The following is a 26,404-nucleotide window of genomic DNA, read 5'->3' on the forward strand; positions in this document are numbered from 1 at the left end:
AAAGGGGTGTTGCACGCGACGCTTTCCATCAATAACAAGCTTAAGCGGAGTACCACAGATGGCGTTCTTCACCGCAGCCAGCAAAGCCGACTTCCAGCACCAACTGCAAGCGGCACTGGCGCAGCACATCAGTGAACAGGCACTGCCACAAGTGGCGCTGTTCGCTGAACAATTCTTCGGCATCATTTCTCTGGACGAGCTGACTCAACGTCGCCTCTCCGACCTCGCTGGCTGTACTCTTTCTGCGTGGCGCCTGCTTGAGCGCTTCGATCACGCGCAACCGCAAGTGCGCGTCTACAACCCTGATTACGAGCGTCATGGCTGGCAGTCGACCCACACCGCGGTCGAAGTCCTGCACCACGACCTGCCATTTCTGGTCGACTCGGTCCGTACCGAGCTGAACCGTCGCGGCTACAGCATCCACACCCTGCAAACCACCGTGCTCAGCGTACGTCGTGGCAGCAAGGGCGAGCTGCTGGAAATCCTTCCGAAGGGCAGCACCGGCGAAGGCGTGTTGCACGAATCGCTGATGTACCTGGAAATCGATCGCTGCGCCAACGCGGCCGAACTGAATGTGCTGAGCAAAGAGCTGGAACAGGTTCTCGGTGAAGTCCGCGTCGCGGTCGCCGATTTCGAACCGATGAAAGCCAAGGTGCAGGACATCCTCACCCAGCTCGACAACAGCGCCTTCGCCGTCGACGCCGATGAAAAGAACGAAATCAAAAGCTTCCTGGAATGGCTGGTGGGCAACCACTTCACCTTCCTCGGCTACGAAGAATTCGTGGTCACCGATCAGGCCGATGGCGGCCACATCGAGTACGACCAGAATTCCTTCCTCGGCCTGACCAAATTGCTGCGCACCGGCCTGACCTACGATGACCTGCGCATCGAAGACTACGCCGTCAGCTACCTGCGCGAACCGACCCTGCTGTCGTTCGCCAAGGCTGCGCACCCAAGCCGTGTTCACCGTCCGGCCTACCCGGACTACGTGTCGATCCGTGAGATCGACGCCGACGGCAAAGTCATCAAGGAACACCGTTTCATGGGCCTGTACACCTCCTCGGTGTATGGCGAGAGCGTGCGGGTCATCCCGTTCATCCGCCGCAAGGTCGAAGAAATCGAGCGTCGCTCTGGCTTCCAGTCCAAGGCTCACCTGGGCAAGGAACTGGCGCAGGTGCTTGAAGTACTGCCGCGTGATGACCTGTTCCAGACCCCGGTCGACGAACTGTTCACCACCGTGATGTCGATTGTGCAGATCCAGGAACGCAACAAGATCCGCGTGTTCCTGCGCAAAGACCCGTACGGTCGTTTCTGCTACTGCACTGGCCTACGTGCCACGCGACATCTACTCCACCGAAGTTCGCCAGAAGATCCAGCAAGTGCTGATGGAGCGCCTGAAGGCTTCCGATTGCGAGTTCTGGACGTTCTTCTCCGAGTCGGTTCTGGCGCGCGTGCAGTTGATCCTGCGTGTCGACCCGAAAAACCGTCTCGACATCGACACCGTGCTGCTGGAAAAAGAAGTCGTACAAGCGTGCCGCAGCTGGCAGGACGACTACGCCGCACTGACCGTCGAAAGCTTCGGCGAAGCCCACGGCACCAACGTGCTGGCCGACTTCCCGAAAGGCTTCCCGGCCGGTTACCGCGAGCGTTTTGCAGCGCATTCGGCCGTGGTCGACATGCAGCACCTGCTGAGCCTCAACGAAAAAAATCCGCTGGTGATGAGCTTCTATCAGCCGCTCGGTCAGGTCTCCGGCCAGCGCGAGCTGCATTGCAAGCTGTATCACGCCGACACCCCGCTGGCGTTGTCCGACGTCTTGCCGATTCTGGAAAACCTCGGTCTGCGCGTACTGGGTGAATTCCCGTACCGTCTGCGTCACACCAATGGCCGCGAGTTCTGGATCCACGACTTCGCGTTCACTGCCGCTGAAGGCCTGGACCTCGACATCCAGCAACTCAACGACACCCTGCAGGACGCCTTCGTCCACATCGTTCGCGGCGACGCCGAAAACGATGCGTTCAACCGTCTGGTACTGACCGCCGGCCTGCCATGGCGCGACGTGGCACTGCTGCGTGCTTACGCGCGTTACCTGAAGCAGATTCGTCTGGGCTTCGACTTGGGTTACATCGCCAGTACCTTGAACAACCACACCGACATCGCTCGTGAACTGACCCGGTTGTTCAAGACCCGCTTCTATCTGGCGCGCAAGCTCAGCGACGACGATCTGGAAGACAAGCAACTGCGTCTGGAACAGGCGATTCTGACCGCACTGGACGATGTCCAGGTGCTCAACGAAGACCGCATCCTGCGTCGTTACCTCGACCTGATCAAAGCGACCCTGCGTACCAACTTCTACCAGACTGACGCCAACGGCCAGAACAAGTCGTACTTCAGCTTCAAGTTCAACCCGCACGCGATCCCTGAACTGCCGAAGCCAGTGCCGAAGTTCGAAATCTTCGTCTACTCGCCACGCGTTGAAGGCGTGCACCTGCGCTTCGGTAACGTCGCGCGTGGTGGTCTGCGCTGGTCCGACCGTGAAGAAGACTTCCGTACCGAAGTCCTCGGCCTGGTAAAAGCCCAGCAAGTGAAAAACTCGGTCATCGTGCCGGTGGGCGCGAAGGGCGGCTTCCTGCCGCGTCGCCTGCCACTGGGCGGCAGCCGTGACGAGATCGCGGCCGAGGGCATCGCCTGCTACCGCATCTTCATTTCCGGTCTGTTGGACATCACCGACAACCTGAAAGACGGCGCGCTGGTACCGCCGGCCAACGTCGTGCGTCATGACGACGATGACCCGTACCTGGTAGTAGCAGCGGACAAGGGCACTGCGACCTTCTCCGACATCGCCAACGGCATCGCCATCGATTACGGCTTCTGGCTGGGTGACGCGTTTGCGTCCGGTGGTTCGGCCGGTTACGACCACAAGAAAATGGGCATTACCGCCAAAGGCGCGTGGGTTGGCGTACAACGTCACTTCCGCGAGCGCGGCATCAATGTTCAGGAAGACAGCATCACTGTTGTCGGCGTCGGCGACATGGCCGGTGACGTGTTCGGTAACGGCCTGTTGATGTCCGACAAGCTGCAACTGGTCGCTGCCTTCAACCACATGCACATCTTCATCGATCCGAACCCTAACCCGGCAACCAGCTTCGTCGAGCGTCAGCGCATGTTCGACCTGCCGCGTTCGGCCTGGACCGACTACGACACCAGCATCATGTCCGAAGGTGGCGGCATCTTCTCGCGCAGCGCGAAGAGCATCGCGATCTCCCCGCAGATGCAGGAACGCTTCGACATCAAGGCTGACAAACTGACCCCGACCGAACTGCTGAACGCTTTGCTCAAGGCGCCGGTGGATCTGCTGTGGAACGGCGGTATCGGTACTTACGTCAAAGCCAGCACTGAAAGTCACGCCGATGTCGGCGACAAGGCCAACGATGCACTGCGCGTCAACGGCAACGAGCTGCGCTGCAAAGTCGTGGGTGAGGGCGGTAACCTCGGCATGACCCAATTGGGTCGAGTGGAGTTTGGTCTGAATGGCGGCGGTTCCAACACCGACTTCATCGACAACGCCGGTGGCGTGGACTGCTCCGACCACGAAGTGAACATCAAGATCCTGCTGAACGAAGTGGTTCAGGCCGGTGACATGACCGACAAGCAACGTAACCAGTTGCTGGCGAGCATGACCGACGAAGTCGGCAACCTGGTGCTGGGCAACAACTACAAGCAGACTCAGGCCCTGTCCCTGGCGGCGCGTCGTGCCTACGAACGCATCGCTGAGTACAAGCGTCTGATGGGTGATCTGGAAGGCCGTGGCAAGCTGGACCGTGCCATCGAGTTCCTGCCGACCGAAGAGCAGATCAACGAGCGCATTGCCGAAGGCCACGGTCTGACTCGTCCTGAGCTGTCGGTACTGATCTCGTACAGCAAAATCGACCTTAAAGAGCAGCTGTTGGGCTCCTTGGTACCGGACGACGATTACCTGACCCGCGACATGGAAACGGCGTTCCCGCCGACCCTGGTCAGCAAGTTCTCCGAAGCCATGCGTCGTCACCGTCTGAAGCGCGAGATCGTCAGCACCCAGATCGCCAACGACCTGGTCAACCACATGGGCATCACCTTCGTTCAACGACTCAAAGAGTCGACCGGCATGAGCCCGGCGAACGTCGCTGGCGCTTACGTGATCGTGCGTGACATCTTCCACCTCCCGCACTGGTTCCGTCAGATCGAAGCGCTGGACTACCAAGTCAGCGCTGACGTACAGCTGGAGCTGATGGACGAGCTGATGCGTCTGGGCCGTCGCGCTACGCGCTGGTTCCTGCGTGCCCGTCGCAACGAGCAGAACGCTGCCCGTGACACCGCGCACTTCGGTCCGCACCTGAAAGAGCTGGGTCTGAAGCTCGACGAACTGCTGAGCGGCGAAATCCGTGAAAACTGGCAGGCGCGTTATCAGGCGTACGTCGAAGCCGGTGTGCCGGAATTGCTGGCGCGTATGGTTGCGGGCACCTCGCACCTGTACACCTTGCTGCCGATCATCGAAGCGTCCGACGTGACCGGGCAGAACCCTGCCGAAGTGGCCAAGGCCTACTTCGCCGTAGGCAGTGCGCTGGACATCACCTGGTACCTGCAACAGATCAGCGCGCTGCCGGTTGAGAACAACTGGCAAGCCCTGGCCCGTGAAGCGTTCCGTGATGACGTCGACTGGCAGCAACGCGCGATCACCATCTCCGTCCTGCAACAGGGCGACGGCACTCAGGACGTGGAAGCACGTCTGGCGCTGTGGATGGAACAGCACGAAAGCATGATCTCGCGCTGGCGCGCCATGCTGGTGGAAATCCGCGCGGCAAGCGGCACGGACTACGCCATGTATGCCGTGGCCAACCGTGAACTGCTGGATCTGGCGTTGAGTGGGCAAGCGGTAGTGCCTGCGGTGGCTGCGAATGCCGAGGCTGAACTGGCGTAAGTAAGCGCTGAATGAAAAAGCCCCGCTCTCGGAAGAGGCGGGGCTTTTTCATTTTCCTTATTTACACCAGTTCCGAACAACGAAAGGCGAAACCGCGTACGCCATCGGCATGAGGCAAGGAAGTGCCAGCCCCGATAATCTGATCATTTTGGGTGGCTATGGATACGCCTAAATCGAGAACATCAGTTAGATTAATGGTCAAAAAACCATTATCTGCAAAATTCATGTCTTGAACACCGTCCAGGTCGAACTTGGCAATGATCGTTTTTGAGTTTTCCTCTCCTAAGGTGTCAGCGATAACCATTATGTGCTTACCCTGTCGCAGGGTACCTTGATGCCATTGAATACCCATCGGCGCCCGTGGATATGAGGTAATCAATGGCTCGCCTTGATTAAAGTAAGAGACCAATGCGCCTTTGTTGTCGATACAAAACAATAGGCCACTTTGAATCGCGTGTGACGACGTGCTACCGACCCCCAGGATATTGCCGTCAGGTAATTCTATAAGTTGACTTGTACCGCCACGATGCTGATCAGTTTCAATCACAACGAAGCCTTCGTTTCCGAAATCTTTAATGATGTCACCCTGTGCATTGAAGCGACAAATCATCGGCATCATTTTGCCATTCACGAGAGTGCTTCCACCAACGGTAAACGATCCGTCCTGGAGCCTTATCAGTGAGGTAGCCGTTGTGTAATTAGCAAGATACTGGACAGCGACATAGCCTTTTTCATGAAAATCCATGTCCAGCGAACCGTCCTTTTTCAGCCTGACTAATAAACCGATATTGTCGCTGAAGCTATATAGATGATTGCTGATAATCATCAGCTTGCCGTCGGGCAACTCAATGGAGTGCCCACCTTCGAGGGACGCCGATGCGTCTTTATTGGCGATCTCTTCATTGGATAATCGGTAGGCGGGTGTCGAAATGGGATCAACGATCAGTACCCCATCGTTTCCAAATGTCTTGACGGGCAATCCTTTATCGTCAAAGAGAGCCAAACCACGCAGCGGTGGGGTCGAAGGATCGTACTCGAACCACCCTTCAAGCAGTATTGTCTCGTCTTTGAGTACGCGAACGCCCATGCCCGTTGATAGATCGCCGACTGCGAACTCACCAATGACACTTCCTTGATCACCGAAATCGGCATCTTTTCCACCATCAGTCTTCAAGCGCACGATTGAGAAACGTTTTCCAGCTCTGCCTGCGATCAACAGTTTGTTATCCGGCGCGACGGTGATGCCCCACACAAATCCATTGGTGCCATCCGGATGTTCTAACCAACTCACGCCTGAATCATCAGATCCGAAAGTTGGATCGAGAGCTTCCACGTTAGCGCTATTGATAATGTTAGACATTGCCTGCTCCTCAAACCTGTGGTTTCTGCATACGCCGATAACCGACCTGGGATCGAGAGATCAATACAGTCAGATTATTGGAAGCCAATTTGGCGAGACGGTCTACTGTCAGGGTTGACAGTAGACAGATGAGCATATGTGTGAAGTTTGAGGGCGCGGTATCTCGCCTTTGCTGCCAATGCCGAGTTTTACTCGGCTTGGGCAGTGGTTGAACGAGAAAGCCCGGGTATCGTGAGATGCCGGGGCTTTTTTATGCCTGAGGGTTTTTTGGTGCCTGATGCGGCGCCATCGCGAGCAGGCTCGCTCCCGCAGGTGGAATGCATTTCAAATGTGGGAGCGAGCCTGCTCGCGAAAGGGCCCTTACATTCAATACAACTTAGATGACTGTTTACTATCCAGCATCGAAACTTTGTCCGAAGGTCTGGCCACTAAATTGTTGAGCGACTGGTCAAACTTCTGCAACGCCCGAACTTGCACATCCTGCTGCTGGTTAATATCGGCAACTATCTCTTCCGAGCCCTTGAAGTCCGCCCACACCGGTGTCAGTTCTCTCGCCTCTGAGCCTTTCGCCGTACCGATATAGTTCAGCTGCGCATCATAAAAATCGGCACTGACGTCGGCCTTGATGTCGGAACTGCGCGAAGTAATCAACTGGTTATGGGTGTCGACGATCGCCACCACATCCGGTCTGGCCGCACGCAGGCTTTGCATGTCCGGATACACCGTCACCGAGCCGAACTGACGCTGCAGCGAGGCGTTGACCCATTCCACCGCCATGTCCGGTTTCGAGCTGGCGACGTAGGCGTCATGGATCGGTTGCACCAACAGGCTCTGGCCGAAACCGGTGCCGGCGTTGGTTTGATAGTCGCGCAGGTATTCGCGGTTGGTCTGGGTACTTGGGCTGTAGACCACGCCGAGCGACACGCCGGGACCGCTTTTAACCTGAGTGGCGCTGCTGCGGCCGGTGGGATGGGGGAGCAGGGTGTCCAGTGAGGAAACGGCTTGGGGCGCGGTGGGTACCGAACAGGCTGACAGAGCTAAAACCGATATCGCCAGTACACTGGCAAAGGCAAGTTTCATGGTGTTTCTCCCGTGAAACAACATCAGTCGGAAAGTTTAAAAGTCGTAAATCACGACCGTTAATTCAGACTAAACCCGCCAACCTGACAATTTGCTGAGCTAACGGCCTTTGAATAGTTTCATTTGCTGTAACCCGCAGCGGTTAATGACGCCGGGAAATAAAAAGGCGCCAATCGTCGATTTGCGCCCGTTTATTTATGGCTGGTTAAACAGCCATCAGTTTTTCAGTGGGATCAACACTTGTTCGTCCGGGGCCAGCACCATGAACACCAGCAACTTGGCGGGTTTGGTTTTGCTGGCATTTTTTGACACCAGATGTTCGGAGCCAGCAGGCTCGTACCAGAACTGGCCCTTTTTGTAGGTAATCGCCTGTTCGCCCTTCACTTGGGAAATCACTTCACCTTCGAGCACGTAAGCCATCGCCGTGCCGTCGTGTTTGTGGGCGATCGAGGATTGGCCGGGTTTGTAATCAACCTCGATCATCATGGCTTTTTTGCCGGGAGCGTTTTTCAGCATCTGGTCTTGCAGGACGGTGACTTTTTCCGACGGGTCGTGGGCGAAAACGGCCGAAGTGCAAAGGCTCAGGGCAAGGGCAGCGGCGAAGAAGGGCAGGGCTTTCATGGCGGGTTACCTGTGATGATCGGGGTGTTGCTGATCACAGTAGTCCGCAGGGCTAAGCATTCAAACGGCCAATATTCGGGAAGATCAGGTGACCAATTTGCGGGGCGTCAGAAAGGTTATTGGTGTGGCGGAATACGTCTTCGCGAGCAAGCTCGCTCCCACAGGTTCTGCGGTTGTTCACCTATCTTGTGAACAACCAATAACCCTGTGGGAGCGAGCTTGCTCGCGAAGGGGCCAGATCAGACGATAGGGAAGCTATTGAAGTCGACGCTATTGGCCAACCGACTATCGATCAGGTCAATAAACCCCTGCGCTTCGGGCCGGTTGAAATGCGCCTGCATCGCCGCTTCCGACTGCCAGCGGGCACTGACCGTCCAGCGGTGGCCGTCCTCGGGGCAGCGGTCGACCAGGTAGGAATCGCAGCCCGGTGTTTCGCGCAGGGTTTCGACGATCTTCTGCAGTTGCCTGCCCAGTTCATCCGAGCGGCCGGCCGCAGCCTGCACCTGCACGGTATTGATCACTTCGTTGGACATTGCTCACACTCCTGAATCAGGCCGGACGAATCCTGCTCATTGAGGGATAACGCCTGTGCAGAATAGGCCTGCACCTGTCGATCACCAATAACCAATCGGCGGTTAATCGCCCAGACCAATCATTCAGGTAACTTGTTGCAGAATGTCGCGCAGACGATCCAGCGCGGTATCGATATCGAGGGTCTCGATGGCGCCGAAGCCGAAGTACAGGCCGTTTTTCGGCGTTTGCTGGTAATAGAAACCGTTGATCGCATACAGGCCGACTTCGACCTTTTTCGCCAGTTCGATCACCAGCGGCAGGTCGATCGGCACCTTGCAGAACACCGCCATGTGGAACCCGGCACTCGGCGGCACCGCCTGCAGCCACGGCGAAAGATCGTCGGCCATGCGCGCCAGAATGCGCTCGCGGCGTTGCGCATAAATGGTGTGGCAGCGGCGGATGTGCTTGAGCAGGCAACCCTCGGCGATGAACTTGGCCAGCGCCCACTGCGGCAAGGTCGAGGCGTGCAGGTCGGTGAGTTGCTTGGCGCGGATCACCGCCTCGAGGATCGCTGGCGGCAGGATCGCATAACCCAGGCGCAGCTCCGGCAGCAGGGTTTTCGAGAAGGTGCCGACGTAAGCGACGATGCCGCGCTGGTCGAGGTTGAACAGCGAATCAGTGGGTCGGCCTTCATAGCGAAACTCACTGTCATAGTCGTCCTCGATGATGATCGCGCCCAACTCATGCGCGCGAGCCAGCAAGGCTTCACGGCGCGCCTGACTCATCGGCATGCCCAGCGGGAACTGGTGCGACGGCGTGACATAGATAAGGCGCGTGCCCTCGGGAATGTGTTCGACCTGAATGCCCTCGGCATCCACCGGAATCCCGACCACCTCGGCGCCATGGGTGGCGAATAGCAGGCGCGCCGGCGGATAACCGGGATCTTCCATGGCTACAAGACTGCCGGGGCTGATCAATACGCGGGTGATCAGGTCCAGCGCCTGTTGCGCGCCATTGCACACGACGATGTCTTCGTCCTGACAGTTGATCCCGCGAGAAAACGCGATGTGCCGGGCAATCGCATTGCGCAGCGCCGGCAAGCCCTCGGGCAGGCTATAGAAACCCTTGGACTGCGCCATCTGCCGCATCGCGTGAGACACGCAGCGGCGCCAGTCATCCTGCGGGAACTGGCCCTTGCTGGTGGCGCCGCCGATAAAGTCATAGCGCAGCGAACCTTCCAGCGTCGGGTGACGCAGAAACACCGGCAGATTGCGCCAGCTCTCGATCACCTCGGCGCCGGCCAGTTCGGTGTGGCTCTGTTTGCGCTGGATCTGCGCCGGACGCGCGTTGACGTAAGTGCCTTTGCCGATCACCCCGGTGAGGAAGTTTTCGTAGGTTAGCTGTGCGTAGGTGTCGGAAATGGTCTTGCGCGAGATGCCCAGTTGCTCGGCGAGCAGACGGCTGGGTGGCAACTGCGTGCCGGCGGCCAGACGCCCGGATTCAATGGCCCCGCGCAGTTGCTGATACAACTGACCGGCAAGATCCTTGCGGCCGTTGATCACGACGTGAAGTTCCATACCGACGAGGCTCCTGGGGGTAATTGGCGTGCCTGCCAGATTACCGCTGTTGCGGGATCGGCAATAGTTGCCTATCCGAAAAACCCGAAATTGGCCTAGATCCCCTGTGGGAGCGAGCTTGCTCGCGAATGCGGTGTGTCAGTCGCCAAATAGGGTGTCTGGATTGGCGCTTTCGCGAGCAAGCTCGCTCCCACAGGTATCGTGTATATCCGCGATTCAGTGGTGTACCCACAATTCGACAAATTGGGGCTGTAATGCATGGCTGTCGGCGTTTACGGTGAACTCATTATTCCGTCTACCGAGACCTGCCCATGTCCCCGCGCCTGGATTACTACAACGCTTCGCCCAAAGCGATGAAAGCGATGATTGCCATGGAGGCGCTGACCGCCAACCTCAGTATCGAGCAGCCGCTGCTGCAACTGATCAGGATCCGTGCCTCGCAGCTCAATGGCTGCGCGTTCTGCACCGATATGCACTCGGTGGATGCGCGGAGGGCCGGGGAGAGTGATCGGCGTTTGTATGCGATTGCGGTGTGGCGCGACAGCAATTTCTTCAACCCGCGTGAGCGTGCGGCGTTGGCTTGGGCGGAGGCGGTGACGTTGTTAGCGGAGAGCCGGGTGCCCGATGAGGTGTATCAGCAAGCGCGCGAGCAATTCAGCGAAGGCGAACTGGTCGACCTGACCATGGCCGTGACCACCATTAACAGCTGGAATCGCCTCGCGGTGAGCTTCCGCCAAACCCCCAGCGACTGAGCCCGCCCTGATCATTCCCACGCTCCGCGTGGGAATGATCGGTAAGCGACTGAACACCACAGGATCGTTCCCACGCTCTGCGTGGGAATGCCTCAACGGACGCTCCGCGTTCGGCTCTGGATGGGACGCGGAGCGTCCCGGGTTGCATTCCCACGCGGAGCGTAGGAACGATCGGTAAGCGACTGAACACCACAGGATCGTTCCCACGCTCTGCGTGGGAATGCCTCAACGGACGCTCTGCGTTCGGCTCCGGATGGGACGCAGAGCGTCCCGGGCTGCATTCCCACGCGGAGCGTGGGAACGATCGGTGGGGTGTCATTGCGGTGGGCGTAGGATCGTTCCCACGCTCTGCGTGGGAATGCCTCAACGGACGCTCTGCGTTCGGTTCTGGATGGAACGCAGAGCGTCCCGGGCTGCATTCCCACGCGGAGCGTAGGAACGATCGGTGGGGTGTCATTGCGGTGGGCGTTGCGGTTTCACTGAGGTGCCGAAGGTATTGCCCATCCGCGTACTGGTCGCGGCCGGCGTCGCCAGTCCAACCTGATTCGGCGGCCGTTTGTTCACCGGCACATTCAGCGCCTCCCGATTCTTTTCCGCCGCCGCCGCGCCTTCCGGGTTGTTGCCCATCTGCTGGCTCAGACAATCGTAATTCGGCGCCTTGTAGCCGCCGACCGTCACCTCGACACAGCCCAAGGGTTCCTCGGCATAAGCGCTCGACAACGCCATCAACATCAGCCCGCCAAGGCTCAATCGCCACAATGTGTTCATGCTCGCCTCCTGGCCGGCCCGATGGGGCCGCGCTATGGCTTGAGTCTAGTGCAAGCCTTGCGCAATTCCCGTGATGGTTTTTTTGCACCGCCCGTCACACCAGATTCATAAACAGCCCTCAGGATGACGATTTCCAAGGATTCGTCAGCCGTGCAGCGAGGCAATTCCACGGACGGTTTTCAGCGTTCAACGAGGCTTGTGCGCCGGATGTGTCTGGGGTGGCTGCTTGGCTGTGCGGCGGGCCACGCCATGGCTGACGCGGTGCCGGCGGACCTGCGCATGACGCTGCACATTCCGGCACAGGATCTGGCGCACGCGCTGGATCAGTACAGCCACGCCACTGGCGTTGCGGTGCTGGTCGACAGTCAGTTGAGTCGCGGTCGTCGTTCGTTGGCGGTGGACGGTGAATACACCGCCGCCGATGCCCTGCGTCGATTGCTCGGCGGCAGTGGTTTGATGGCGCGGTATGCCCGCGACGATGCGTTTACCTTGCAAGTGGCGCAGGTCGAAGACGTGCCGGCGCCGCCGCAAAAACAGACGCCCGAAAGCGTGGCGGTCAACCGCAGTTACGCGACGGCGGTGCAGGCAGCGATCGAGCGCAACCTGTGCCGCTCGCCGCTGACCCGGCCGGGCAGTTATCGCGCGGTGTTGCAGGTCTGGGTCGGCCGCGACGGCTTGGTGCAGCACAACCGGTTGGTCACTTCGACCGGTGATGTACGGCGCGACAACGCGCTGGTGGAAAGTTTTCGCAACCTCAAAATCGACCGGCCGACGCCCAGCGCCTTGCGTCAGCCGGTCACGTTGCTGTTGTTACCGGAGTCGTCAGGGAAACGCATGGAATGCACCAAATGGGAAGGAGTTTCCGGGGGATGAAAGACGCCGGACAAGGTTCGATGGTCCAACTGTTCCTGGCCTCCTACGAGGACTTTCGGGTGCGCCTGCGCAGGCGTCTCGGTTCGGAAGATCTGGCCAACGACGTGCTGCACGAAACCTACCTGCGGGTCGACCGCATGGAGACGCCGCCGAACGTCCTGCGGCCCAATGCCTACCTCTATCGCATGGCGCTGAACATCGCCGCCGACCGCCGCCAGGCCGATGCGCGCCTGCTCACCGGCGAGGAAGTCGAGGAGCTGCTGCAAATCGGCGACGAAGCCCTCGATCCGGCGCGGGTGGTCGGCGGGCAAAAGGAAATCCAGTCACTGCTCAGTGCGTTGTACGAGCTGCCCGCACGGCGCCGGAAGATCTTTATCGCGGCGCGTCTGGAAGAGGCGCCGCATCTGGAAATCTCGCAGCGCTTCGGCATTTCCACGCGCATGGTCGAGAAGGAAATCAAAGCCGCGTTGGGCTTCTGCGCCGCGAAACTGGAAAGAAAAGTGTTTCAGCGGTTCGGTCGCGGGGCCGGAAAACCGTCTTCTGAATAGTGCCCGATCAATTCGTTGAGAATCTGCGCGTTTGAACATCTTTCGACTGACACCTGCCGAGCCATCGGCGGTCGACAATTTGCACAGCGAAGCCCGCGACTGGCTGGTCCTGCTGACCTCTGGCCGCGCCACCGTGGCCGATGCCCGCGCCCTGCGCGAATGGTGCGCGCAGAGCGCCGAGCATGCCCGCGCGTTCGAAGAGGCCAAGGTGTTGTGGCACAACCTGCAACCGGCCGTGGAGCAAATGCAGGCGCCGCGTGGGTTTGGTCGTCGTGCGTTTCTCGGTGGGGCGATTGCTGCGTCGGCGGCGTTTTTGCTGGTGCGCGGGACGATTCCTGGTGGTTTTGAAGGGCTGGGCGCTGACTACATCACTGAAGTTGGCCAGCAGCGGCGTTTTGAACCTGTGCAGGGTGTGAGCCTGGAGCTGAACACTCAGACGCGGATTAATCAGCGTGCGGTGTCTGACGGTGTGCAGGGGTTTGAACTGGTCAGTGGTGAAGTTGAAGTGCAGACCGCGCGGTTGCCGTTGGCGATGCAGGCTGGGGGAGGGTGGTTGCGTGCGAGTCAGGGGCGGTTCAACTTGCGTAATACTGATCAGCAAGTCTGTGTGACTTGTCTTGATGGTGCGGTTGAAGTGGATGTTGAAGGTCGTAGTTTGCGGCTTGAACCGGGGCAGCAGGTGACTTACGACACGCGGCAGGTTGGCAGTGTGCAGAGTGTCGACACGGCAGCGGTGATGAATTGGCGTCAGCAGGTGCTGGTGTTTAACGGCGCTACGCTGAGCCAGATGATTGATGAGATCAATCGGTATCGGCCGGGGATGTTGTTGCTGCTCAACCGTGAGCTTGGGCAGCGGCGGGTGCAGGCGCGTTTTAGCCTTGATCAACTTGCTGGCGTTGCATTGCTGATTCGCGATGCTTATGGCGTCAAATGCACTGAGCTGCCTGGCGGCGTTGTCGTTTTGAGTTAGTGGGTTTTATTGGGGACATATCCGTTGCTGCGGTTATGGCTGCTTAGGGTTTCGCCCTTACGGCGACTCACTTTTTTTACAAACGCCTAAAAAAAGTAAGCAAAAAAACGCTTGCTCCTACGTGCGGCCCGCTCGCTGGGGCTCGGGGTTCCTTCGCTCCGGGCTCCATCCGGGCGCATCGCCTACGGTTTGCTTCGCTGCACCTCCTCTCGATGCATTTGGCTGCGCCAAACGGTCGCTGCGCTCCCACCCCCGGATGAATCCCTCCACTCAGCCTTCCGACGTCGCCCGTGGATCAAGATCAAAAGCCGCAGCCGAGCTAACGCTCATCCTGTTGAGTGGGGCGGCTTTGCCGCTGCGGTGTACGCAGATTAAAAACTGTGGGAGCGAGCCTGCTCGCGAAGGCGGCCCACCAGCCAACCAATCCCCAACTGACTCCACCCAATCCCACTGTGGGAGCGAGCTTGCTCGCGAAGATGGCCTCACATCCAACCAATCCCCAACTGACTACCCCCAATCCAATTGTGGGAGCGAGCTTGCTCGCGAAAGCGGCCCTCCAGCCAACCAATCTCTCGCAGACTGCACCCGATCCAATTGTAGGAGTGAGCCTGCTCGCGATGACGACCTACCAGCCAACCAATCCCCAACTAACTACCCCCAATCCAATTGTGGGAGCCAGCCTGCTCGCGAAGGCGGCCTCTCAGTCAACCGATCCCCAACTGACTGCAGTCATACCTTCTTCAGCGGGGCCACGTCTTACTCGAGCAGGTGAACTGGCCTAATACAGCTCTCGAATTGCGGTACAGCAGGTGATACAGCGATGTGTCAAAGTGCTAGCATTCCGAGATTTGATGGCCACTGATTCTTTCGAGGATCCCGTGGCCTCCTAGGTGAACGGGGAGAAAGAGTGGTGCAGGTCATTACAGTGAACGCTCGGCTTCGTAGAGGCATTCGATCTTTCCAAAAGGTTCTGATCGATCAGGCAAAGCCCCGCGGGAAAGAGGTGTGGGCATTTCCGAGTGGAGATAAAGCACTTTGCCTTACCTATGCATTGGAAACCGATCTGGGGGAAATGCTATTCGCTATTCCTCCGCCCTGGGATGGGAGACAAGCACACCTATTCAAGCTGGGTTTTGAGGGCGGAACACTTTCTCCGGATGCTGAGATCAACATTCCTGACGGCCTCAACCGCAAGGTTTCAGGGGTTTTGATAGCTGGTCCTGACGGCGAAACTCTAATCGGTCATCGCGGCACCTTCACGGCATTCCGTGGCCGGGTGCCCCGCACATACGCCTTTGAGCACTTTCAGGATTGGTTGATAGAGGTAGAAGACGACGGTAGGAATGCGGACGTAATCGCTGTGTCCTCAACAAACTCCCCGAGTATCGCAAATGACATTGCCGAGTTCCTCTTCAAGGTGAAGCGGCTGAAGGAGCAAAGGAAGGCGGAGTTGGGAGATTATGCCGAGAACCCAGTTCCGGCTCCCTACGACGAAGATGAAGTTGAAGTCGAATCTAGCTCGAAGTGGCGGGAGCAAGAAGAGTTTGAGGGCAGCAAGTCTTATGTACCTAGGCAGGACAAATGCGAATACCAGTATCTACACGGACCGCTCTGTAATGCCCTCCATCGCAAGCTGGATGAACTCGTTAAGGGAAATTCCGAGCTCAAGGTTGGCAAGCACCGTGTCGATTTGGCGCTAGTCAGCAGAGCCACAGAAAAGGCCAAGGTGATTTTTGAGGTCAAAACCAGCAGCGCCATGTCAGCACAGCTCTACGCTGGATTTGGCCAGCTTGCCTACTACCGGCATCGTTTCGGAGATATTGATACCAAGCTCATATTGGTGCTGCCGGCGAGCACAGCATCAGATTTTGCAGCAGCGGACTTCTTCAAACAGGCCAACATTCAGGTGTTGTTTGGTGAGGGCGGTCTTTTTGAGAACTCAGATGGTGACAGCTTGGAAGAAGTGCTGAGCGGCATCCTGTAATCGCCTATGACGCCGGTCAGTCCATGAAGGCCAGCTCGGTCTTCGTCGGCCCGTCAACGTAGTGACATTTCCAAGACGAAGGGCGTGAGGAATTCAAGCCCGCTCCCTCGGACTTGTGCGGTGATGCTGGTTTATTGCAGTGGACCAATCACTTGACGGTATTTTTCAGGCCCTTGGGGTGTTTGGCGGGTCAGGTATATCTCCAACCCCAACGGATCCTCCCGCCGATTCCCACTCAACTGCCGCCACCCCTTATCCACCTCCCAAACCCGCACCTGCACATCACTGACATCACTCAAAACAGCAACCCCATTCCTAGGCGCCGGCAACGGATACCGACTCCGCGCCTCAGCCACCGCTCGATACAACGTGTCGCCCTTAACCCACCACCGCACCCGCTGCAACGCCCCCGGCTGGTCCGCCGCCGTCCGAATAATATCCAGCCGAAAACCCTTACTGTCGCTACTGCGCACAGTCAGAGCGGGCGGGGCGCTCGGCGGCTCATCATCCACCCCAACCTTCTTCGGCTCGGTCAACTCAATCCCCGCCCGCATCTCCACATCCCGCTGCAACTGATTCAACGCCCGCAACAAACCGTCACTCTGCTCACTGCTCGCCTGCAAATGACTGTCCGCCCGCGTCACACTGTCCAGCCCTCGCCAGGCAATCAAACTCACCACCGCCATCAACAAAATCGCGACCATCACCTCAATCAACGTAAACCCTTGCTGGCGCTTCATTGCAGGCTGATCCTGCCACTACCATCACGCAGCACACTCAAGCGATTCAAGCCATCCGACAACGTCAACTGCAGCGGCGGATTAATCCACTCAGCGTTCAGCACAACCCTCTGTTTCGGTTCCACCCGCACCTCCATCTTCGGACTCTGCCAGGCACGCGGTCGCAACTGCGGATCCTGCGCGAAATGATCAAACCCCTTGCCACTGTCACTGCGCCGACTAAAGCGAAACCCCTTGGCATCACTCACCCACACAATCGGCCGACCATCGGCGCGAGCCTCGGCCTGCGCCACCTGGAGCAACTGCGCCACACGCTCTGCATCCTTGCGCAGCAACTGCAACGGATCGGGCTTGATACTCAGGCTGATCGCCGCACTGGCGATGCCGATGATCACCAGCACCACCATCAACTCGATCAGCGTAAAACCCTCTTGCCTGTTCATCGCGCGCGCTCCTTTGCGTCCTGCGCCATCGTGCACGGCCAACATGTAAGGCGTGTGAAATAAAACGGAGAGAATTGCCGCGTAGGCTGACAGCAGGGATAAAAAGGAGATTCAACCCATGACCTTCACCGCACGATTTTCCCCGCCCCAAATGGTCCAGGCACTCGCACTGCTCGCAGCGCTGGTCGGCGTGGCGACATGGTCGTCGCTGCTACTGACCTCTGCCGAATCACACACACCGGCAGCGGCCCCGCAGTTGCTGGCGGCGCGCAGTGATAGCCCGGCGTTGCAGTGGTTTTCCAATCAAACGGCGCCGATGGATATCAAGGTGAGCGGGGTGATGGCGGGGAGTCGGGGGGCGGTGGCGATACTGAGTCTGAACGATGGGCCGCCGAGGAGTTTTTTGCAGGGGGAGAAGGTGGGGCCTGGGGTGAAGTTGGTGGCGGTGGAGGGGGATGGCGTGGTGATTGAGCAGGGTGGGGAGAGGGTGCGGTTGGGGGTGGAGAAGTTGGGGGAGGGAGTGGTGTTACCGAGACTTACGAGGCCCTGATCTGTAGGGTTGAAGTCGTTATTTGCCGTTCAGTTGAAGGGCCTCCAAAAGCAGGGAGTCGGGACGCAAGCGGGTGCTTGTCGCTCCCGACCTGATGCGGGTAGTCTAGAGTGCTCTCTATCGGCCAAAAGCGCACATTGGCATGCTACCGCTGTCGGCCAAAAGCAGCCGATGGACTGAGCGATAACTCATTTATAGCTATGCTTGAGTTACTGGCGGAGGGGTAGTAGAAACCCAGGCAAAGCGCGTCTGACATCAGTGTACGGCGGGCGCAAGGTGCGTCATCCGTGCATGTGCGCGCTGATTGAAATTGGCTCGTGATCACTGCCGTCCTCTTACCACAACGCAGTGGCAGAAATTCACTACGTCTATTGGAGCGCGGCAGGTGCTGGGCTAGAGTCTCAGAAATCATCAGCCCGGCGAATTACCTTCAGCCGTTACAAGGAAGAGGCTATGCAGATCCAGTATTTGGAGATCGCGAATTTCCGCAAGCTCCTGTCCGTTCGAATCGACCTGGCGAGCACCACTACCCTGTTGGTCGGGGCCAACAACAGTGGTAAGTCCTCCGCAATGTTGGCGTTGCGTAAATTCCTGCTCTCGAAAGCGACTGCTTTTCGCCTCCAGGATTTAACGCTTGCTCACCTCACGACCATTAATGACATTGGTGCCGAGTGGGAAGAGGCTGACGAAACCTTCGAGATACCAGCGGCAAACCAGTGGACGCATTGGTTACCCACTCTCGATTTATGGGTGGAAGCCTCGAAAGGGGAGCTGCACTACATCAAGGATCTGATTCCCAATTTTGCCTGGAAAGGTGGCTGCGTCGGGATGCGTTTTCGACTTGAGCCCAAGGACATGGCCAAACTCTTCACCGATTACCGGAAAGAGCGTAATCGGGTCAAAACGCTGTTGCAGGAGATCTTGAGCAAGACCGAGGAAGGAAAAAACCCGCCCACGCTGTCACTTTGGCCGCAAAGCCTGCATGACTACCTTAACCGGCGCTTGGGGGCGATGTTTACCATACGCTGGTATCGTCTCGACCCGGCGCAGCTCTGCGAACCGGATCCCAAGACTCGTCACGCAAGCCTGCAAGCACTGTCTGCGAATGCACTTCCGCTGGAGAGTAATCCGCTGACCGATCTCATACGCGTGCACGAGATCAATGCGCAGCGCGGCTTCGGTGATAGCGCCGAGGAGTCCATCACTGAGGGGCGAGGTGGTTCAGGGAAAAAACTGACTGAGCAGTTGCGTGCTTACTACAGTCGGCATCTCGATCCTGGTGACAGCCCGGATATTTCGGACTTGGAGGCGCTTACAGCCATTCAAGCTGCACAGTCGGCATTCGACTCCCGACTAACCTCCAGTTTCGCTCCGGCCCTTATAGAGGTGGCAGGTCTGGGCTATCCGAACACTACTGACCCGGCAATCAGGGTAGAAACCCGGCTTTCTCCTACGGACGGCATGAACCATGAAGCTGCGGTGCTGTTCGAGTTGGATTCAGTCGCAGGCGCACCCGGCGCTCCTCCCATGCGCCTCCCCGAAACATCCAACGGCCTCGGTTATCAGAACCTGATCTCGATGATTTTCCAGTTGATGGCATTTCGGGATGAGTGGCTGAGGAAGTACAAAAATACCGAGGAGCAGTCCGACGCAGGCATCGAGCCGATCCACCTCGTGCTGGTTGAGGAGCCTGAGGCTCATCTTCATGTCCAAGTGCAGCAGGCATTCATCAAACACGCCTATCACGTCCTATGTAATGAGCCGCTTCTCAAGAAATACCCGAGGCTCAAAACACAGCTGGTGGTCAGCTCTCACTCCAGCCATGTCGCTCACGAGACGGATTATGCGAACCTTCGGTATTTCCGAAGGCTACCCGCAGGAATGGCCGGTGTACCCATCCCGGTGTCCACCGTTTCTAACTTGAGCGCAGTGTTCGGCGACAAAAACCGTCACAGGCAAACCAAGGAGTTCGTGACTCGTTACTTGCGGGCGCAGCATGCCGATCTGTTCTTCGCTGACGCGGTGATCTTGGTTGAAGGCGCTGCGGAGAGAATGATGTTGCCGCATTTTTTACGCAGTCAATTTCCGTTCCTTGATCGTTGCTACATTACCATCCTGGATATTGGAGGCAGTCACGCACATCGCCTGAGGCCATTAGTCGATGCGCTGGGAATTGTGACCCTGGTCATCACGGATTTGGACGCCGGATTGAAGAAAACAGCGGTACCCGTCAAACGCAAGGCCAAACAAGAAACCAACAACCCCACCTTGCGTAGTTGGGTGAGCGCCCTTGGAATAGGGCACGATGTCGACACCCTGCTGGATCTGGATGAGAAGCAAAAATCGCAGCAGATAGATCACTTGTTTGCGATCCGCATTGCGTATCAGACACCCATCCACATCGTTCTGCCTAAGACTGAAGGTGAAGCCCAGGCGCTACCCAACACGTTTGAGGACAGTCTGGTGCTGAGCAATGTGCAGCACTTTGCAACGAAGCAGGGGCGGGGTCTGACCAAGGCCTTCGCCAAAGCGCTGCGTGATTCTGCAACTGTAGACGACCTAGGTAAGGCTTTGTTCGATGCGCTCAGGTCGGGTGACAAGGCGGAGTTCGCGCTACAGGTGCTTGGAGATCCCGACTTCGCCAAGGTCGCTGTTCCAGAGTACATCCGGGAAGGGCTCGTCTGGTTAGAGGAAAAGCTGCAGAAGAAGAGCAAGGAGCTCTTGATTATCCCGACGGCCAGTGTTGAGGTGACTCCTGAATGAGTGCCATAAAGGATGTCGCCGATGAAGTAACGCTGACTGCGGATGACGTTATCCAGGAATGCCTGAATCTGGAGACGCCACGCAGTTTCTTCCTATACGCCGGTGCCGGCTCAGGTAAGACCCACTCACTCGTCGTAGCGGTGAAATCACTCAAGGAACGTGAGCGTCAGCGCCTCACGTTTGAGGGGCGGCAAATAGCGATCATCACGTACACCAACGCAGCCTGTGAGGAAATCGCACGTCGCCTTGAGCACGATCCGCTGGTAGAGGTTTCAACCATTCATGCTTTCTCTTGGAAGATGATCAAGGGCTTCAACGACGATATTCGTGAATGGTTACGTATCAAGCTTGCGAGCGACATTGCTGAATTGGACGACAGGCTCGGTCGGGCAAGATCAGTGAACAAGACGTCCCAGGCTAACCAGTCGAGCCGGGATAGCAAAGCTCGTCGTTTGGCGGTCCTGGATGAAATTCCTGAATTTACCTACAGTCCGACAGGAGACAACGTAAGTAGGCAATCGCTGAACCACAGTGAAGTCATCCAGATGGCTGCAGCGTTTTTACCCCAGCCGCCTTTACTCGATGTTATGGCGGATCGGCATCCGGTGCTGCTCATCGATGAAAGCCAAGATACGAATGGCGCGCTCATGGATGCATTTCTGAAAGCTCAGGCAGCGATTCCTGGGAGATTTTGCCTAGGACTGCTCGGCGATACGATGCAGCGTATCTATAACGACGGGAAGCTAGGGCTTGATGAGGCGATACCATCAGATTGGGCCAAGCCTGGAAAACGTATCAATCGCCGTTGCCCGATTAGAGTTGTCAAATTGATCAATGATATCCGCGCCGGTGCCGATGATCATCTGCAGATACCAACGCAGGAAGCTGCCCAAGGTACCGTGCGTATGTTCTGCACCCGGCAAGCGCCCGGGCAGGATTTCAGCTTGGAAGACCAGATCGCTGAGCAAATGGAAGAGATCACAGGTGATGCTCAGTGGGCCACCGGCAAAGATGGCCGCAAGACGCTGATCCTAGAGCACAAGATGGCTGCCCGTCGGATGGGGTTTGAAGGCGTGTTCGCTCCGCTCTATGCCGTTGCACATCTGAATACCGCGCTGATGGACGGTACGCTACCCATCCTCAAGGTTTTCTTCGATGGGGTCGCTCCAATCGTCGCCGCAGCCCGTTCGGATGATTTCACGCTCATGGAGGCGGTGCGGCTGCGCTCTCCTTTGCTTGATCCTAAGTACCTGGAGGCTGCTGGCAACAATCAATTCGAGCTGCTGGAGTCTGTTGGAGTGGCGACCCATGCACTCTGCGAGATGCTCAAAGATAACAATCCCTTGATTGAAGAGGTTGCTCAACTCCTCCAGAGTTCGGGTTTGCTTGCGCTGCCTGATCGACTCGTTGCTGCAATGGATCAAGGTGCCACTGCAGACCCAGCACCAGAAACGTCCGATCGTGAGGCGCTTGAAATCCATGCTTATCGGGTTGTCCTGGGGCGTCGTTACTCAGAAATGGCAGCCTTCGCAGGATACGCAAATGGCCTCTCGCCGTACGGTACCCACCAGGGCGTCAAAGGCCTAGAGTTTCCCCGGGTGATGGTCATCCTGAACGACGAAGAAGCCGGTGGTTTTCTGTTCAGTTATGAGAAATTGCTAGGTGTTACACCTGCCTCCGCCACAGATATGAAGAATGAGAGCGAGGGTAAAGACACGTCGCTTTCACGCACACGAAGGCTTCTGTACGTCACCTGCAGTCGCGCAGAGGAGAGCTTGGCCATCGTGGTCTACAGCGCTCAGCCGGAGGTTGCGAGGGAGAGAGTCATTGACGCTGGCTGGTTGACAGCCGAAGAGGTCGTAGTGCTTTAAAGCAACTCTTGAGGGGACAGGCACAGGCGCTCAGGCCCACATTATGTCACTAACGTACTTTCTCCACTGAAGAGTCATGCAAACGGATCTCAAACACCAATGCGCCGTCCTTTCCGAAGAACTGTTTCATCGCACATATGCAAGCAGGAAAGCGGCTCACAGGGAATCCAGAGGACGAGTTATTAGATCTACCGATCAAGGCACAATTAATAACCTCGGTTTTCATAGACGCCGCGATCGACCCGTTTGGGGCGATACCGTGCGTTCGCTAACGTCTGCTTTTGGCCGTGAGCTGCCGCTTTTGGCCAGGAGCGGACTACTGCGCCAATGCTTGGACATGCATCACACCCATCAAAGTTTGCGCAGATCCAGAGACGCATTTACGTGCGCCGTCAGTCCATTGAATTCTCATGCGCCATATCTATATAGCCAAGATCCACTCCGTTCAAGATACTGCCAGACGGGAATGTTCGCATTTACTGCCTGACGCTTTAGCAGGCCGGAGCGTTCGAGGCAACCATAGCCGTCCCATAGATAGAACCAGAATTTTAGTTATTTAGGTTGCCTGCTCAATCTGCTTTTGATTCTTGATGCATATCTGCCATTTTTTTTCCAATACCAATCAAACTCGCCTGAAGTTGCTTTGTGAAATTTCCACGCATATACATATGCATTTCTGGAGCTAATGCCTTAGGAAATAGAATGCACTGTTGCAACATTTTACTAAAATCTTCACATGCAGATAAAGTTTTCCACACAACATAAGACACAGCTGGCTCCAGCGGCACCACATCATTAGGGGAAATTTCCGCAGGTGTCCAAATATCCATTTTATCAAAGGGCTTATCATGTCGAGATACAGAAAACCCCTTTTCATCGACAAACACTGATGAAACAGCAGACCCATGATGTACGATATTATCTCGAAATTCCCGAAGAGAAGAGAAGAAGCTAATATGCCGTTCATACCATAGAGCCCAAGGCTCAGGCATTAAGAAACGTGTTTTCATTTCTTGTGCGTTTGAGTACTCATCATTAAACCTCATAACCTTGGTCAACTGTTTAGGAAGTTTTTTCCGCTTTACCCCATCTTGAAACTGAGTAACCTCCCAGATACAACAACTGACCTCATGCAAAAGATCAAAGATACTTCTGCAAACAGAAAATAGATACTCGATTTCCGTTACAATCATCCTGCTTATTCCATGCCCCACCGCAGCCATAGCTCCTTTAAAATATTCAAGCTTTGCTATAACGGCGCAAAGATTATAAATATCATCCTTTAGTCCAAAAAGCGGCTTTATTACTCCAGGAAATGACGCATGTTGAGCAATAAAATCAATAAAATGGAGATAAAGATCGGCAGGGTCTTCAGGCTGCTTTGAAAAATAAGATGCTTCTGATGGAAAACCCTGAATTTCCATCAAGTTGGGACCTACAGCTAACCACATCCTCCATTTTCCTTCATGATGGAATGTCAAACTTGTAAATACTCTTCCATCAAGCGAACTGGCATCGATAAACGGTATTTTTTCAAATTCGGAAACTGGAAACTGAGCCACACTGCCTCCCATGCTGATCGAAATCCACTAAAGTCTGTGAGCTTCTCACACTAGTTTGTGACATACCAAGTGCGAGGTACGGATCGGTATTTACTAATGGCTGACATCGCCGAATAGAAAAAGGTAAAGCATAGTACCGGTAGCGCCCTTTGTGGGCGGTACGTGCGGATGCTTAGAAATTGCTACAACGCATTGTTTTTTTTTGGCATGGACAGGCTTGCTTAGGGGCAGGCGGGCGCCTAGGCCTAATCAATCATGGGTGCAACGCTAAAACGATGGGATGGCTCTGATCGGGCTGAGCGCGGGCTTGAGTGGCGTGTGGGGTTGAATGAGTTGAAGGTTGTCAGAGTATGGAGTGGCTCGATGACGGCAGGGTCGGATCGGGTTAAGTTAGCGTTATGTGTGGAGGGCAGGATTTTCTGTCGCGATATCGTGTGTCCCCTAATTTCGCTGCCTGCGTTGAGAGTGGCCCAATGTGCGTGGAATCAGTGGCCGGATGGTCGTGAAATTTCCAGGTGATCCGTCCGCCGAAATTGTTGTTGTTTTTTTCACACATACATCGTGTTTATGTTTAGAAACGCCTTTAACCGGAGTATCCTTTTTTAACCGCAGAGCACATAGGAGTGGACAAGACCAAGCACCTTCAGTCGCAGGCGTATCATCTTCGATTAGGGTTGAAGCATTCAGCCTCTTTGGGGACAACAACGTCACTGTAGTTCCAAACATCAGTGGCAGCGTCAATAAAACTGCAGTTGCACGGTCAGAGGGTGTCGATACCCCTCCGCATAAGAAACAAACACATGTTCGGGAAACCCCGAAAAATCAGCCAGTCATGGGAAAAAAGAAGATGACAAAACAGCGCAAACCGATTTTCACCAGCTCTAACTTTCGGAAACGCGCGGCTGAAATGTGCTTGGTCTGTGCGCTGGCACTGTCCGGTCCAACGACCGTTCAGTCCTATGTGCTTTGATAGCGGGCTTCGGTGGCCACTCGGAAAAAATCAACCTTTGGCGCGTTGGTTTTCGGTTTGATTGGCTTTCCCTTGGCGTCAGTCAGTAACGCCTTTGCCCTGATCTTCAGATTACGACAGCGCAAAGTCTTGCGAGCCAGCTCCAGGAACCGCTCGGCGTACTGCGGCGCGTCGAACAATGGCCAGAGCTGACACACTGTAGACCCTATGATCCTCTCCGAACGCTTGCGAACCATCTCAAGCCACACAGGCTCCGGTAATGGCTCGACGCCGCCTGGAGCCTTGAGTTTCTTACCGGTGCCGGTCTTTATTGCGTGCTTCGGCGGTGGCGATGCCAATGGTCATGCCAAACACTGCGAATGTGGTCATGGCGCTCTCCAAAGCAGGTGCCTGCTTCGCCGGCTGGCGTGATTCGTTGAAGGCAACCTATATCGGTCTGTATTTTTTAGAAGGTTATAGGCGAAATTAAATGGTAGAAGATACAATAAAAATATGAGAGGTTTCACGGCTGTCTTTGACGAGTGACTACGTATGCTTCTGAAATATTTTAACTGTGTAGTTGGATTTGTGTCGAATTGGTTATTCAGTATTTTCGTTGTTATGCTTGTGTTAGGTGCTTATTTTTTGTTTTTTGATTTTTTTGACTTCGGAAATTCCAATCAAGAAATTGCCCGCGTCTGTTAGGGAGGGGACGTTTGGTGATAGCTTTGGAACGCTAAATGCTTTTTTTTCTGGCTTGGCTTTTTCGGGTGTTCTGTTGACATTGTTTTGGCAAAGAAAAGATCTTTCTGAAACTCAAAGGCAGATTAAAAGTCAGCAGGTTGAGTCTCAGTTTTATAATATGCTGACGCTTCAGCATAACGTAGTCCAGGGCTTTGATTTAAAAAGAAATGGCAGAGTTACCATGGTGGGTAGAGATTGCTTTAAAACATGGGTTAAGCAGCTTAGAGAGTCCTATTCCAACTCTGGAGCCAGTCACCAAACTAGAATGGTGATTGCCTATGAGGCGATGTGGTCTCGGCATCAAGGTGATCTGAGCTTATATTTCAGAAGCCTATATTCGGTCTTTCGCTTTGCGTCAGAAAGTGAGCATAGAGAAAGCAAGAAGTTTGGTGTTGTTGCTAGATCGTTTTTGTCAGATTTTGAACTTGTTGTACTTTTCTATAACTGCTTAAGCGAGCGCGGATGCAAGTTTAAAAAATATGTTGATGAATTTGCAATATTTAATAATCTAGATCCGCGAATGCTTTTGGATGAAGGAGATGTAAAGTTTTTAAACAGAGCTGCGTATGGGAACAGCGATGAAATATTGGCGATATATGATTCTTTCACGGTGAGTTCGCCAAAAGTTTAAATCTCAAGTTGAATCGCCACTGCTTTCTTAGGCGAACTCAAGCGGCAGCTTTTGGCCGACAGCAGCCATCGTGTGTGAATGTAGCTCAACACGCGCAAGTCAGCTGGCCCAATAAGGGAATGGGCCTATTTAGGGGAGATTTCCGCAGTA

At 55.9% G+C, this 26,404-nt stretch carries 19 protein-coding genes and 1 pseudogene; 11 read left to right on the forward strand and 9 right to left on the reverse strand.

Annotated elements, in window-relative coordinates:
• The first annotated feature begins 58 nt into the window (after window positions 1–58).
• Window positions 59–4,955: pseudogene (locus AB4O11_RS20850) on the forward strand (NAD-glutamate dehydrogenase).
• A gap of 61 nt (window positions 4,956–5,016) precedes the next feature.
• Here AB4O11_RS20850 and AB4O11_RS20855 read toward each other — a convergent pair.
• From AB4O11_RS20855 to pdxR, 5 genes are all read right to left on the reverse strand, one after another.
• Window positions 5,017–6,315 carry an NHL repeat-containing protein gene (locus tag AB4O11_RS20855; RefSeq protein ID WP_460090630.1) on the reverse strand — a complete coding sequence of 433 codons (1,299 nt, stop codon included), beginning with the start codon at window positions 6,313–6,315 and terminating at the stop codon, window positions 5,017–5,019.
• A gap of 366 nt (window positions 6,316–6,681) precedes the next feature.
• Window positions 6,682–7,395: an ATPase gene (locus AB4O11_RS20860; RefSeq protein ID WP_460090631.1), complete on the reverse strand. Its 714-nt coding sequence runs from the start codon at window positions 7,393–7,395 to the stop codon at window positions 6,682–6,684.
• A gap of 216 nt (window positions 7,396–7,611) precedes the next feature.
• Window positions 7,612–8,016 carry a cupin domain-containing protein gene (locus AB4O11_RS20865; protein WP_116255707.1) on the reverse strand — a complete coding sequence of 135 codons (405 nt, stop codon included), beginning with the start codon at window positions 8,014–8,016 and terminating at the stop codon, window positions 7,612–7,614.
• A gap of 239 nt (window positions 8,017–8,255) precedes the next feature.
• Window positions 8,256–8,549: a putative quinol monooxygenase gene (locus tag AB4O11_RS20870; RefSeq protein ID WP_093437926.1), complete on the reverse strand. Its 294-nt coding sequence runs from the start codon at window positions 8,547–8,549 to the stop codon at window positions 8,256–8,258.
• 123 nt (window positions 8,550–8,672) lie between these two features.
• Window positions 8,673–10,106, reverse strand: a complete 1,434-nt coding sequence (gene pdxR / locus AB4O11_RS20875) for a MocR-like pyridoxine biosynthesis transcription factor PdxR (protein WP_460128277.1) — start codon at window positions 10,104–10,106, stop codon at window positions 8,673–8,675.
• A gap of 311 nt (window positions 10,107–10,417) precedes the next feature.
• Between pdxR and AB4O11_RS20880 the strand changes: the two genes are divergently transcribed.
• Window positions 10,418–10,858: a carboxymuconolactone decarboxylase family protein gene (locus AB4O11_RS20880; protein WP_008087990.1), complete on the forward strand. Its 441-nt coding sequence runs from the start codon at window positions 10,418–10,420 to the stop codon at window positions 10,856–10,858.
• 453 nt (window positions 10,859–11,311) lie between these two features.
• Here AB4O11_RS20880 and AB4O11_RS20885 read toward each other — a convergent pair whose 3' ends face one another.
• Window positions 11,312–11,626: a hypothetical protein gene (locus AB4O11_RS20885; protein ID WP_460128279.1), complete on the reverse strand. Its 315-nt coding sequence runs from the start codon at window positions 11,624–11,626 to the stop codon at window positions 11,312–11,314.
• Window positions 11,627–11,833: 207 nt separating this feature from the next.
• Between AB4O11_RS20885 and AB4O11_RS20890 the strand changes: the two genes are divergently transcribed.
• From AB4O11_RS20890 to AB4O11_RS20905, 4 genes are all read left to right on the forward strand, one after another.
• On the forward strand, window positions 11,834–12,499 hold the full coding sequence (locus AB4O11_RS20890) for a secretin and TonB N-terminal domain-containing protein (RefSeq protein WP_095122850.1): 666 nt from the start codon (window positions 11,834–11,836) through the stop codon (window positions 12,497–12,499).
• Window positions 12,496–13,047 (forward strand): RNA polymerase sigma factor, encoded by a 552-nt coding sequence (locus AB4O11_RS20895; protein WP_093437948.1) that lies wholly within the window; start codon window positions 12,496–12,498, stop codon window positions 13,045–13,047. Before AB4O11_RS20890 ends, AB4O11_RS20895 begins: the two co-directional genes overlap by 4 nt.
• A gap of 31 nt (window positions 13,048–13,078) precedes the next feature.
• The gene (locus tag AB4O11_RS20900) at window positions 13,079–14,017 is read left to right on the forward strand and encodes a FecR family protein (RefSeq protein ID WP_460128281.1); all 939 of its coding nucleotides are present in this window, start codon (window positions 13,079–13,081) and stop codon (window positions 14,015–14,017) included.
• A 910-nt stretch (window positions 14,018–14,927) separates the two neighbouring features.
• Window positions 14,928–16,001 carry a hypothetical protein gene (locus AB4O11_RS20905; RefSeq protein ID WP_093437958.1) on the forward strand — a complete coding sequence of 358 codons (1,074 nt, stop codon included), beginning with the start codon at window positions 14,928–14,930 and terminating at the stop codon, window positions 15,999–16,001.
• 131 nt (window positions 16,002–16,132) lie between these two features.
• On the opposite strand, the gene AB4O11_RS20910 is transcribed toward AB4O11_RS20905, so the two are convergent.
• Together AB4O11_RS20910 and gspH are read right to left on the reverse strand one after the other, a co-directional pair.
• Window positions 16,133–16,741, reverse strand: a complete 609-nt coding sequence (locus AB4O11_RS20910; protein ID WP_460128284.1) for a prepilin-type N-terminal cleavage/methylation domain-containing protein — start codon at window positions 16,739–16,741, stop codon at window positions 16,133–16,135.
• The gene (gene gspH / locus AB4O11_RS20915; RefSeq protein WP_064392940.1) at window positions 16,738–17,184 is read right to left on the reverse strand and encodes a type II secretion system minor pseudopilin GspH; all 447 of its coding nucleotides are present in this window, start codon (window positions 17,182–17,184) and stop codon (window positions 16,738–16,740) included. Before gspH ends, AB4O11_RS20910 begins: the two co-directional genes overlap by 4 nt.
• A gap of 118 nt (window positions 17,185–17,302) precedes the next feature.
• Here gspH and AB4O11_RS20920 point away from each other — a divergent pair, with 118 nt between their 5' ends.
• From AB4O11_RS20920 to AB4O11_RS20930, 3 genes are all read left to right on the forward strand, one after another.
• Window positions 17,303–17,734, forward strand: coding sequence for a type II secretion system protein N (locus tag AB4O11_RS20920; protein ID WP_460128285.1), 432 nt, complete (start codon window positions 17,303–17,305; stop codon window positions 17,732–17,734).
• A gap of 453 nt (window positions 17,735–18,187) precedes the next feature.
• Complete coding sequence (locus AB4O11_RS20925; RefSeq protein ID WP_427119446.1) at window positions 18,188–20,497, forward strand: AAA family ATPase; 2,310 nt, start codon at window positions 18,188–18,190, stop codon at window positions 20,495–20,497.
• Window positions 20,494–22,368, forward strand: coding sequence for a UvrD-helicase domain-containing protein (locus AB4O11_RS20930; protein WP_460128288.1), 1,875 nt, complete (start codon window positions 20,494–20,496; stop codon window positions 22,366–22,368). Before AB4O11_RS20925 ends, AB4O11_RS20930 begins: the two co-directional genes overlap by 4 nt.
• Window positions 22,369–22,937: 569 nt before the next feature.
• Here AB4O11_RS20930 and AB4O11_RS20935 read toward each other — a convergent pair.
• Window positions 22,938–23,930 (reverse strand): hypothetical protein, encoded by a 993-nt coding sequence (locus AB4O11_RS20935; protein ID WP_460128289.1) that lies wholly within the window; start codon window positions 23,928–23,930, stop codon window positions 22,938–22,940.
• Window positions 23,931–24,426: 496 nt separating this feature from the next.
• Between AB4O11_RS20935 and AB4O11_RS20940 the strand changes: the two genes are divergently transcribed.
• Both AB4O11_RS20940 and AB4O11_RS20945 read left to right on the forward strand, forming a co-directional pair.
• On the forward strand, window positions 24,427–24,900 hold the full coding sequence (locus tag AB4O11_RS20940; RefSeq protein ID WP_427119450.1) for a hypothetical protein: 474 nt from the start codon (window positions 24,427–24,429) through the stop codon (window positions 24,898–24,900).
• Window positions 24,901–25,540: 640 nt separating this feature from the next.
• On the forward strand, window positions 25,541–26,254 hold the full coding sequence (locus AB4O11_RS20945) for a putative phage abortive infection protein (RefSeq protein WP_460128291.1): 714 nt from the start codon (window positions 25,541–25,543) through the stop codon (window positions 26,252–26,254).
• The last annotated feature ends 150 nt before the right edge of the window (window positions 26,255–26,404 follow it).

This window comes from Pseudomonas sp. H1_D05 (assembly GCF_054682705.1).

Excerpts from the sequence above, each read along its gene's own strand:
- AB4O11_RS20940 (WP_427119450.1), top strand. The coding sequence starts at position 24,427 with ATGGTCGTGAAATTTCCAGGTGATCCGTCCGCCGAAATTGTTGTTGTT.
- gspH (WP_064392940.1), bottom strand. The coding sequence starts at position 17,184 with ATGAACAGGCAAGAGGGTTTTACGCTGATCGAGTTGATGGTGGTGCTG.
- AB4O11_RS20865 (WP_116255707.1), bottom strand. The coding sequence starts at position 8,016 with ATGAAAGCCCTGCCCTTCTTCGCCGCTGCCCTTGCCCTGAGCCTTTGC.
- AB4O11_RS20870 (WP_093437926.1), bottom strand. The coding sequence starts at position 8,549 with ATGTCCAACGAAGTGATCAATACCGTGCAGGTGCAGGCTGCGGCCGGC.
- AB4O11_RS20885 (WP_460128279.1), bottom strand. The coding sequence starts at position 11,626 with ATGAACACATTGTGGCGATTGAGCCTTGGCGGGCTGATGTTGATGGCG.
- AB4O11_RS20920 (WP_460128285.1), top strand. The coding sequence starts at position 17,303 with ATGACCTTCACCGCACGATTTTCCCCGCCCCAAATGGTCCAGGCACTC.
- AB4O11_RS20925 (WP_427119446.1), top strand. The coding sequence starts at position 18,188 with ATGCAGATCCAGTATTTGGAGATCGCGAATTTCCGCAAGCTCCTGTCC.
- AB4O11_RS20895 (WP_093437948.1), top strand. The coding sequence starts at position 12,496 with ATGAAAGACGCCGGACAAGGTTCGATGGTCCAACTGTTCCTGGCCTCC.
- AB4O11_RS20860 (WP_460090631.1), bottom strand. The coding sequence starts at position 7,395 with ATGAAACTTGCCTTTGCCAGTGTACTGGCGATATCGGTTTTAGCTCTG.
- pdxR (WP_460128277.1), bottom strand. The coding sequence starts at position 10,106 with ATGGAACTTCACGTCGTGATCAACGGCCGCAAGGATCTTGCCGGTCAG.
- AB4O11_RS20880 (WP_008087990.1), top strand. The coding sequence starts at position 10,418 with ATGTCCCCGCGCCTGGATTACTACAACGCTTCGCCCAAAGCGATGAAA.
- AB4O11_RS20930 (WP_460128288.1), top strand. The coding sequence starts at position 20,494 with ATGAGTGCCATAAAGGATGTCGCCGATGAAGTAACGCTGACTGCGGAT.
- AB4O11_RS20855 (WP_460090630.1), bottom strand. The coding sequence starts at position 6,315 with ATGTCTAACATTATCAATAGCGCTAACGTGGAAGCTCTCGATCCAACT.
- AB4O11_RS20890 (WP_095122850.1), top strand. The coding sequence starts at position 11,834 with ATGTGTCTGGGGTGGCTGCTTGGCTGTGCGGCGGGCCACGCCATGGCT.
- AB4O11_RS20910 (WP_460128284.1), bottom strand. The coding sequence starts at position 16,741 with ATGAAGCGCCAGCAAGGGTTTACGTTGATTGAGGTGATGGTCGCGATT.